The organism is Waterburya sp., from assembly GCF_058530065.1.
Map to the genome: position 1 here is coordinate 1 of NZ_JBZNBU010000178.1, position 10,913 is coordinate 10,913.

Below are 10,913 nucleotides of genomic sequence, written 5' to 3' on the forward strand. Positions count from 1 at the left end.
AGGCATGAGCCTATGAGACGGGAAGCTAATAGGACGAATAAAACCGTCCCTGAATTGACCGAGGTTTTTAGATACTATGACCTCGCGAAGCAGGTCGTAGCAGTTCATACTTAAATAATGGACATTGTTGGAGAATTGATTGCTTCTTGAGGGTTGTTTGGTTGCCAAATTTTACCGTCTAAAGCCATTTGTTCGATTAGACTTGCCAAACGCAAGGCTTTTAAGGCTTGTTCTCCACCAACAGAAGGACGTTCTCCTCCTCGAATACAGTTGACAAAATGTTCGATTTCCGCGTGTATCGGTTCGACATTGCTAGTGTAGACTTTTTCGGTAATACCATCTTGTTGGTAGTATATTTTCTGTCCGTCTCCTTTGAGGTTAGTTTCTTGGTGGCGATGAATGAGAATTTCATTGGTCAAGAAATTAGTTTCGATTAGAGAATCTTTGCAGTGAGCGGATAAACGTCTAATTTTACGATGAGTTATTTTAGATGCGGTTAAAGTTGCTACTACTCCATTAGCAAAGCCCAGATTGGCAGTTACATAATCGAGATTGCCCGAATCATTAGAAATGCTACCGCTAGCAGTTAAACGAACTACAGCAGAAGCAGAAAGTTCTAGTAACAGATCTATGTCGTGAATCATTAAATCTAATACTACCGATACATCATTAGCACGATTAGAATAAGGACTCAAACGGTGGGCTTCTAAAGCTAAAATGCTTTCTGTCTGAATTACTTTACTTAATTCTCTAAAAGCAGGATTGAATCTTTCAATATGACCGACTTGGAGAATACAGCCTGTTTCTGCTGCTAAATTAACCAAAGATTCTGCTTCCACAATCGATGCAGCGATCGGTTTTTCAATTAAGATATGCACTCCTGCTTGTAGGCATTTTACTCCCACTTCATGATGCAACTTAGTCGGTACGGCAATACAGACTGCATCTACATGAGGTAGTAGTTCCTCGTATTTTTCGTAGAAATGAGTCCGATATTGACTGGCAATTTCAATTCCCCTAGCTAAGTTGGAATCGCAAATCCCTACTAATTCAATATCTTTTAGTAGACTGAGGATACGAGCGTGATGTCGCCCCATATTCCCTACGCCAATTACCCCCATCTTTAACGGCTGAGATTTCTGTTTGCGGTTTTTATTATGCGGTTGTTCCGAAAAATTAGATTGCACGTTGAGATTCACTCCTTCACCATTAAAATTCGCTTGGTAATACTTAAATTTATAAAGCTTTACCAAATCACCCAGATGCTATCACACAGATATTATTTGTAAATTAACTTTCAATTTGCCGATCTGACATCTGTTATTACTGTGTATATTAATATATCTTTATATATATTGTGAGTTACAAATAAGTGTCTATTTAAGAGATAGGATTTTAATCTCAGAAATATGCTTCAAGCTACACAGTAAAGGTAAAAAATATGACTGGAGAGGGACAATAATTGTTAATTTTTATAAAATAGAATCAGTAAAAGCTCAAATCCCCAATAATCCGCCCCTAGACTAATTATTAATGCAAAGATACTAAATAGCATTATCCTTTATCTATAGGTTCTCATAAAGTATGATTCCGTTGCAGCTAACCTTAAAAAACTTTTTGAGCTATCGAGATGCGACTTTAAACTTTCGGGGATTGCATACCGCTTGTATCTGCGGGGCGAATGGTGCGGGAAAATCTTCTTTGTTGGAAGCGATTACTTGGGTAGTCTGGGGTAAAAGTCGGGCAGCAACGGAAGATGATGTAATTAATGGCGGTGCGAAAAATGTACGGGTGGATTTTGATTTTATTTGTAATAGGCAAACTTATCGAGTAATTAGATCTCGCACGAGGGGTAGAAGTAGCTCTTTAGAATTTCAGGTAGAGACTCAAGCTGGTAGTTTTCGTTCGATTACGGCTAAGGGCTTGCGGGCGACTCAAGAGGAGGTAATTAATTGCTTGAAGTTGGATTATGATACTTTTACCAATTCCGCATATTTACGTCAGGGAAGGGCTGATGAATTTATGTTACGTCGTCCGAGCGATCGCAAGCAAATTTTAGCAGATTTGTTGAAGTTAGATCGTTATGAGGAATTGTCAGCCAAAGCTAAGGATACGGCGAAGGAATATAAGGGAAAGATCGAGCAGTTAAAACAAAATTTAGAACCGTTAACTATTGAATTGACCAAAAAGGTCGAGATTGCCGAAGAATTGGCAAAAGTAACCGAAGAATTGAGCCAGAGACAAGCAAATCAAGACCAAGATCGCCGCAGACTGGAAGAGTTAAAAGCCATTGACTATCAACGCCAGACTTGGGAGAAGCAATTTGCCATTCAACAAAGCCAACATCAAAATCTGACTCAAGATTGCGATCGCGCTCAAAAAGATATTAATACTCTTCGGGAGCAATTGACTGCCTTAAATAGTTTGATTGGAGGAGAAGTAGAAATTATTAATAATTATCGCGGGTTAATTACTTGGCAAGAGAGAGAAAAGGAATTGTCTCGCAAGTTTGCTTTGCATCAAGAAGCACAGCAGCAAAAACAACAGTTAGAAAGACAGTTAGAGGGACAAAAAAACGAGCTTAATTTGCAAATAGACCGATTGCAAACTCGTTTAGAAGGAATTGCCCAACAAGAACAAGAGAATAATAAAATTTTTGCCAAAAGTCAAGATGTAGAATCGGCTTTGATTAAATTAAAAACTAGTCGTAAGAGATTAGACGAACTAGATCGCTTGCAGCAATATATATCCCCTTTAATCAAACAGAAAAATGAACTAGAAAATAAGATAAACCGCGAAGAAGCCAAACTATCAGCCAAATTAGAACAACTTCATCTTTCTACTTTAAAACTAGCAGGGGATATTGAAAAAGTACCCGAACAAAGACACAGATTATTAACAGTAGACGCTCAAATTGAAGAATTAGATAAGAAAAAAGTTTATCAAAAAAGAGTTGAAGAAAAAGGTACGGAAAGAAAAGAATTCCAATCGAAATTACAGGAAAATCAACGGATCTATCAAAGACAAATTTACGAACTCCAGCAAAAATTACAAATGCTGGATAATCCTGACGCTCTCTGTCCTCTGTGCGATCGCCCTTTAGACAGCCACCATCGCGCTCGTGTAGTTGATAAAACCAGACAGCAGCAACGAGAAATAGAAGAACAAATTTGGGTAATTAAAGAACAACTATCTACTTGCGATCGCGAATTACAATTACTGCGTCAAGAATATCATGATATATCCCAAGAAATATCTATCTATGATTCTTTACAACAACAGTACGGACAATTAGAAGCTCAATTGTTAGCCACAGAAGAACTTTATGCCCGCTTGCAACAAACTCAAGTAGAAAAAGAACGCTTAGAATTATCTTTACAAAGTGGTAGCTATGCTCAAGATTTAAAAACAGAAATTAACCGCGTGGAAGGGGAACTACAGCATCTTAATTACGATGAAAAAACCCATGCTTTAGTTAGAGGAGAAGTTAATAATTTGCGCTGGGCAGAAATCAAACAAGCCAAAATTGAAGATGCTAAAAAACGTCAAGCAAAATTAGACCGCCAAAAGCCAGAGTTGATTAAAGAGATGAGCGATTTGCTAACCTCTTTAGAAAAATTGCACGTTGATTCCGCTCTAAAACAACAAATCAATGCGATCGAGCAAAAAATTCAAGAATTAGGTTACGATCGCCTGGAACATCAAGACATTTTAAATCGTCTCCGACAAACTCAAGATTGGCAACTGAGATATCAAGAATTGGAAAAAGCCAAACAAGATTATCCCCAAGTTGAAACGAGAACTAAAGAACTAGAAGAACTATTAAAAGTCCGATTAGCAGAAAAGATAAATAGCGAAAGTCTATTACAGCAACATCTAGAACAAAAAGCTAACATTACCGACAATCGGGAAGAAATAAATCAACTAGAATTAGCCATTCAACAACGTCGCCAACAACTAGATGAATTAATTTCTCGTAGTGGTAGATTGCAACAGACAATCGCTCATATAGACAATTACAAACTTCAATATCAAGATACAGAAAAACAACTCCAAGAATATGAAAAACAATTTCGTATCTATCAAGAACTAACTCAAGCTTTTGGTAAAAATGGCATTCAAGCTTTAACGATTGAAAATATCTTACCCCAGTTGGAAGCTGAAACCAATCACATTTTAGCAAGACTGACTAATAACCAATTTCACGTTCAATTCTTAACTCAAAAAGCCAGTAAAGGAACGTCCAAGAAAAAAACCAAACTCATCGATACTTTAGATATTGTTATTGCCGATGCTAGCGGTACTAGAGCCTATGAAACCTATTCGGGAGGAGAAGCATTTCGGATCAACTTTTCTGTTAGATTGGCTTTAGCGAAATTACTGGCACAACGTTCTGGAACATCCTTACAAATGCTGATCGTGGATGAAGGTTTCGGCACGCAAGATGCAGAAGGTTGCAATCGTTTGGTAGGAGCAATTAATGCGATCGCCTCAGATTTTGCCTGTATTCTTGCCGTTACTCATATGCCCCAATTTAAAGAAGCTTTTCAAACTAGAATTGAAATTTATAAAGGGGAAAATGGTTCTTGTCTGCAAGTTTCTAATTAATTTTCTTAACTGTTAGAAGCATTTGATATTTTAGTGCGATAACTATGACTATAAGTACTCGTGCAAAATTACAGCGTTTTTCAGTTTACTGAGGTACATCTAACTTCTGCCTCGACCGAAAGTAAGGCGTTTAGTTAGCCGCAACTAGTCCTTTAGGGCTGATCCCTGCCTCCTGCCTTAAAACGATCTATTCTGTACCTGACTTAGATGAAAACTGCTGTAATTTAATCGATGGAGCAATTAGAGCAAATGGCAGTACTAACCTGTTTTGCGGAATTATCTTGTCAAATTGATATGTTTTCGCCTTACTTGGGCATTCTAACAATAGACCTCTTGGATTAATAATGCTAAATTTTCTTGGAGCAAAAGAATTTATTCCCATTCCTGATTTACTTTTGTCAGCAGTTTAATCGGATTGAAGGTTCTTCAAAGCGAGTTTTAGCGATCGCTGTGCTATTTAATATTGTGTAATTAAGATTGATGATTTCTCGTTTAAATTGGTTGGTCGGGACTTTATTTTTTGTGGCAGCTTTTGGTGCGTTGATGAATCCACCACCCTATATAGCGATCGCCTGTTTCTTTTTCTTAATTGGTTTGGTTTTATTGCCACCCACAGATAGGCTGACGCAAAAATATTTTCACTGGCAAATTAGAGGTGGAATTAAAGGCACGATTATTTTGGTAAGTTTGATTATTATTTTTTCGATTGTTCCTCAAGTTGAAACTAATCCTGCTAGATTTTCCATTACTCCAGTGGAAAAAAGTTCTATTTAACCTCAGTTCGGGATAGGAATATTGAAGAGTTAGGGTAGCTATTAGTTATTAGTCCTTAGTTATTAGTTATTAGTATCAATTGAGAGCGATCGCTCGGTCATTAGCCTAACCCGAACTCAGGTTAACTGAGATTGACTAACGAGAATGAGCAATCCGCCAACTGAGAAAAATCACGGGAATTATGCCTACTAAGACAATTGCTAAAGCAGGTGCAGCAGCTTCTGCCAGTCTTTCATCGGAAGCATATTGATAGACGCGAATACCCAAAGTATCAAAATCAAAGGGGCGAATTACCAAGGTTGCAGGTAATTCTTTCATAACATCTACAAATACCAACATAGCGGAAGTCAACAAACCTCCCGCCATCAGAGGAGTATGGATTTTCCACAGGGTGCTAGTCGAACCATAGCCCAAACTGCGGGAAGCATCATCTAAACTGGGAGAAATTTTATTTAAACTAGATTCTACCGAACCAAACGCCACTGCCAGGAAGCGAACCAAGTAGGCAAAAATTAGAGATGCGATTGTCCCCGATAATAATAGTCCTGTAGAGATATTAAAAGTGGCTTGCATCCAGCGATCGATTATATTGTCCAATCCTGCAACGGGAATTAATACTCCTACGGCAATTACCGAACCTGGAATGGCATAACCCATAGCTGAAATACGAACTGCAGTTTTCATTATTCTGTTAGATTCCAATCTTTGTCCGTAAGCCATAAATAAAGAAATAGTCATGGCTGCGATCGCAGTTATGCTGGCTAAGATAAAACTGTTTTGGGCTAAGTCTAGAAAGTCCCCTTCAAATATAGAATCGAGATTGTTAAGGGTTAAATTTAATAAATATCCCCCAGGAATAATAAAACCTAAAATGACGGGCAAAAGACAAGCCAATAGAGCTAAAATACCGCGCCAAGACTTCAATTGAAAGGGAGTCAATCTTTGGATCGAACTGGAAGATCCATAATACTGGGCAGCATTGCGCGATCGCCTTTCTAAAACAATTAAAATCAAAATAAAGAGCATCAAAAATGCTGCTAATTGGGCAGCAGCAGATCTTTCTCCCATACCCAACCAAGTACGATATATTCCCGTCGTAAAAGTATTGATGCCAAAATATTCTACCGTACCCAAATCGTTTAAGGTTTCCATCAAAGCTAACGCCAAACCCGCGACAATCGAAGGTCTGGCAAGGGGGAGAGCAATGGTAAAGAAACTACGCCAAGGATTGCAACCCAAAGAACGACTGGCTTCTATGGTACATACTGACTGTTCTAAAAATGCCACTCTTGCCAATAAATAAACATAGGGATAGAGTACTAGCAACAACATAACTCCAGCCCCCCAAAGGGAACGAATATCGGGAAACCAATAGTCTTGTATGGTCGTCCAGCCAAAGAGATTACGGAGAGTAGACTGGACGGGACCAAAATAATCGAGCATATCAGTATAAGCATAGGCTAGCAAATATGCAGGAGCAGCTAAAGGCAATAACAATCCCCATTCCAACCAACTACTACCCCTAAAACGACACATCGTTACTAACCAAGCCGTTCCCACTCCAATCGCACAAACTCCAGTACCAACGATTAACATCAACCAAAAAGAGTTAATAATATAGTCTTTGAGGACGGTACTAGCTAAATGCTGCCAGACATCACTTTTTTGGACAAAAATACTGCTAAATACAAAAATGATTGGTGTGGCAATAATTAAAGCGATCGCCATTACTGTTAACGTCCAACCATTTAAGGCAAAACGTTTAATAATTTTGATTGCTAGGGATGAAGTTGAATCGATCATTTGGGTTGTCGTGAATTCAAGTTTAATAAAGTTGTCGATCTAGTTGTTAGTTTCTAGTTGTTAGTTTTTATTATTTTCAAGATAAATTTTTTCTACTGCCAACTAATGTTTTGTGAGAGATGTAGCAAGCTAGGTCTGGACAATGGTAAATTGATAACTGTTCGCCGATATTTTGCTCGTATATTGATATGCCCGATCTTACTGTTGATTTACCTCAAGATTCTTACAGAATTGCGATCGCTCCTGGTAGCCTCAGTCAACTAGGCAGTCAAATGCAGCAATTGAATCTGGGAAAGAAAGTTTTAGTTATTTCTAATCCCGAAATCTTTAGTCACTATGGCGAGATTTGTATCCAGTCTTTAGAAGCTGCGGGTTTTGCAACCTGCACTCATTTAATCCCTGCGGGAGAAGAATACAAACATCTGCAATCCATTCAAAAAGTATACGATACTGCCTTAAATAATCATTTAGAACGTTCTTCGACGATGGTGGCTTTAGGAGGCGGTGTCATTGGCGATATGACTGGTTTTTCTGCTGCTACTTGGTTGCGAGGGATAAACTTTGTCCAAGTACCTACTTCTTTGCTAGCCATTGTCGATGCTTCGGTAGGTGGTAAAACAGGAGTCAATCATCCCCAAGGTAAAAATTTAATCGGTGCATTTTATCAACCAAAATTAGTCGCGATCGACCCTCAACTATTAAAAACTTTGCCTGTCAGAGAATTTCGGGCGGGAATGGCAGAAGTAATTAAATATGGCGTAATTTGGGACGAAGATTTATTTACTAAGTTGGAACTTCATCCCTATCTCGATAGCTTAGAAAACGTGGGAGATAAGTTGCTAGAAACTATTATCACTCGCTCTTGTCAGGCAAAAGCAGAAGTAGTAGGACAAGATGAAAAAGAAGCGGGGTTGCGGGCAATCTTAAACTACGGACATACCATCGGTCATGCAGTGGAAAGTTTGACCAATTACAAACAATTCGTTCATGGGGAAGCAGTAGCTATTGGCATGGTTGCAGCAGGTAAAATTGCGGTGGAAATGGGTCTGTGGACGCAGCAAGAAGCTCAACGTCAAGATGCTTTAATTGCCAAGACTGGCTTGCCTACAGAAATTCCCCCAGAAGTTGCGATCGCCGATATATTAGAAACGATTAAAAGCGACAAGAAAGTCAAAGCAGGGAAAGTACGTTTTATCTTACCCACTGCGGTTGGCAAAGTAACTATTGTCGATACCGTAACTCCTAAAATAATTAGTAAAGCTCTTTGTTAGTCGTTAGTTGTTATGACATTTTTAAATTATTGGTGAAATTGCGTGCAAAATCATTTCTAAGATCTTCCCTATGAGAATTACAGCCGTTTTCAGTTGAATAGCTCTCTGGGAAAATTTACTAGTTCGTAGTTTTTAGTTTTTAGTTCTTAGTTATGAGAAAAAGAAAAGCTGAGATGTAAACTCAAAATTAGCGTAATTCGAGTATCTCAGCTAGTTATATTTAAAAACTGTAAGGGCTAACGTTTGTTCGTCCCTACCAATAAAAACTCAATTTACTGAATATATTTAGTCACATCTTCACCGCAATCATCAGCTAAATAAGAAAGAGAACGAAAGCGTAACATCGTAAACTGCTCGTACAAAGGATTGAGCTTGCAGAGAGGGGGAATGTGGGCGATTTTGCGTCCAAATAAATTGATATCTCTTTCAAAAGGGCATTGAGGAGGAATCACTTTACAAACAAATTTAGCTAAGCGGGGATCTTTAATTTCCATTCCTTCCAGCCAATCTTTAATTGGGTGGAGTACATCTACCCCGTGTTTGGAATGTTCTGGAGGAGTTAGAGGAGAAGCATCACCAGTAGGAGCTTCTGTTTGGTTGGTTTCTGGTTTATAAAGAGTAGTTTCTAAAGATTTTAAAGCTTCAACTTTGATTTCTAAAGCATCGCTAAATTGATGTAGTAGTTCGTATTCGGGAGCAGAATAAACTCCATCAGCTACAGCTACTAAAACAGCAGTTCTGAGAAAGTTTTCGGCGGTATCTGGCTCTTTACCCAAATTTTCGGCTAATTCTGCTGGAGAAATTTTTTCGAGAGCCTTAACTCGATCTGCATCGGCTAAGTCTTTGGTTAGTTGAGCGATTAATTCTTTCTCTTCAGGATCGTAATGTCCGTCTGCTAGGGCAACAGTATATAAACCTCTAAGCCAAGCTACAATTTGGCGATCGCTATATGCTGATTCGGTAATATTACTCATAGTATCTATTTTTAATTATTTGTAATTATTTGTTCTCATCGAACTATTAAATATTTTAGAGTTTATCCGATCTATTTAATTTGATTATTTCGGGAATAATTAACCCGATCATTGACCAAGCAATAGCCATTCGCCCCAGCAATTTTCATTTTGAAGTTAATCAGAAAATTGAAGCTAGATTTTAACCCGATTATCAATTAATCCACTGGCAAGGTAGACCCAAAGGCGATCGCCAATGGGGAATTTATGACCCTAAAAACGATGCCTATCGCTGTGTAGTATTTGAAAAAATCATCCTACGGCATACGGTGCGATGAGTTTAATCATGATGGATGATTCCCAAGATAATGCTTTACCCTCTGCAATGCTTTGGTTTAGCGGTAGTTTACCCGTTTGAGGTTATTGGGGATTCGTTGTAACGTTCTATAGCCAATTTAATCAAGCGATCGACTAATTCGGGGAAGGGAACTCCTGAAGCTGACCACAATTGAGGATACATACTCAAAGCAGTAAAACCAGGTAGGGTATTGATTTCGTTAATCAAAATTTCCCCTGTCTCTTCAACATAGAAAAAGTCCACCCTCGAAAGTCCTGCTGCATCGACGGCAATAAAGGCTTGAATCGCCATTTCTTGTATTCTTTCTACAACATCGCGGGGAAGATCGGCGGGAATATGTAATTGGGCTGCACCGTCGGTATATTTGGTTTCATAGTCATAGAAATCGCTATCAAAGGTAATTTCTCCTACTATTGAAGCTTTGGGATTATCGTTACCTAACACGGCACATTCTACTTCTCTGGCGGTAATACCCGCTTCTACGACAATACGGCGATCGTAACTAGCAGCATTATCTAAAGCTTCTTCCAATTCGGCACGGGATCGCACTTTGGCAATACCTACTGAAGAACCGAGGTTGGCGGGTTTGACAAAACAAGGATAGTCTAGTTGCGCTTCGATATCATCGCAGAGTTTGGGGAAGACACAGGGGCTGGAATATACTTGCGATCGATTAACTGCTACGTATTTTACTTGGGGCAAACCTGCTTGAGTAAACGCCATTTTCATGGCAATTTTATCCATGCCCAAAGCCGAACCCAATACCCCCGAACCGACAAAGGGAACTTTCATGAGGCTTAATAAACCCTGTACCGTGCCATCCTCTCCATTAGGACCGTGTAAGATGGGAAACCAAACATCAATGTCAGAATAGCTAAAGTCTTGTTCTGAAGGACTTAGGGATGAAAAACCAGTAACGGTCAAATGACTAGTGCGATCGCTTGATTCTTTGACTGGTGTTTCTGGAAGTAATAAAGGCTCTCCCGATTCTAATACTTGCTGGGCTAGATTGCTGGGCTGCCAAGTACCTTGTTTGTCAATATATACGGGTAAAATTTCATATTTAGCTTTATTTTCGGCTTGTTGTAGGGCTGAAGCGATCGCTTTAGCAGAAGTTATCGATACTTCATGTTCTCCCGAACATCC

The 10,913-nt window shown here is 38.9% G+C and carries 7 protein-coding genes; 3 read left to right on the plus strand and 4 right to left on the minus strand.

The genetic code is table 11. The features are described 5' to 3' along the window. Positions 1 to 110 precede the first annotated feature (110 nt). Entirely contained in the window at positions 111 to 1,187 is a 1,077-nt protein-coding gene (locus AC33VI_RS11275) for a Gfo/Idh/MocA family oxidoreductase (protein WP_491782357.1), read from the minus strand. A 397-nt stretch (positions 1,188 to 1,584) separates the two neighbouring features. Between AC33VI_RS11275 and sbcC the strand changes: the two genes are divergently transcribed. Both sbcC and AC33VI_RS11285 read left to right on the plus strand, forming a co-directional pair. Further along, complete coding sequence (gene sbcC / locus AC33VI_RS11280; protein ID WP_491782358.1) at positions 1,585 to 4,608, plus strand: exonuclease subunit SbcC; 3,024 nt, start codon at positions 1,585 to 1,587, stop codon at positions 4,606 to 4,608. 480 nt (positions 4,609 to 5,088) lie between these two features. Next, a complete protein-coding gene (locus AC33VI_RS11285; RefSeq protein ID WP_491782359.1) occupies positions 5,089 to 5,382 on the plus strand; it encodes a hypothetical protein in 294 nt (97 codons plus the stop codon). Positions 5,383 to 5,517: 135 nt separating this feature from the next. Here the strand turns inward: AC33VI_RS11285 and AC33VI_RS11290 are convergent, their stop codons facing one another. Beyond that, on the minus strand, positions 5,518 to 7,185 hold the full coding sequence (locus AC33VI_RS11290; RefSeq protein ID WP_491782360.1) for an ABC transporter permease: 1,668 nt from the start codon (positions 7,183 to 7,185) through the stop codon (positions 5,518 to 5,520). Positions 7,186 to 7,373: 188 nt separating this feature from the next. On the opposite strand from AC33VI_RS11290, the gene aroB reads away from it, so the two are divergent. Beyond that, a complete protein-coding gene (gene aroB / locus AC33VI_RS11295) occupies positions 7,374 to 8,456 on the plus strand; it encodes a 3-dehydroquinate synthase (protein ID WP_491782361.1) in 1,083 nt (360 codons plus the stop codon). A 272-nt stretch (positions 8,457 to 8,728) separates the two neighbouring features. Here the strand turns inward: aroB and AC33VI_RS11300 are convergent, their stop codons facing one another. After that, on the minus strand, positions 8,729 to 9,430 hold the full coding sequence (locus tag AC33VI_RS11300) for a Mo-dependent nitrogenase C-terminal domain-containing protein (RefSeq protein WP_491782362.1): 702 nt from the start codon (positions 9,428 to 9,430) through the stop codon (positions 8,729 to 8,731). Positions 9,431 to 9,815: 385 nt separating this feature from the next. Next, positions 9,816 to 10,913: D-alanine--D-alanine ligase family protein (locus tag AC33VI_RS11305; protein WP_491782363.1), on the minus strand; the 1,098-nt coding region annotated here is incomplete at its 5' end.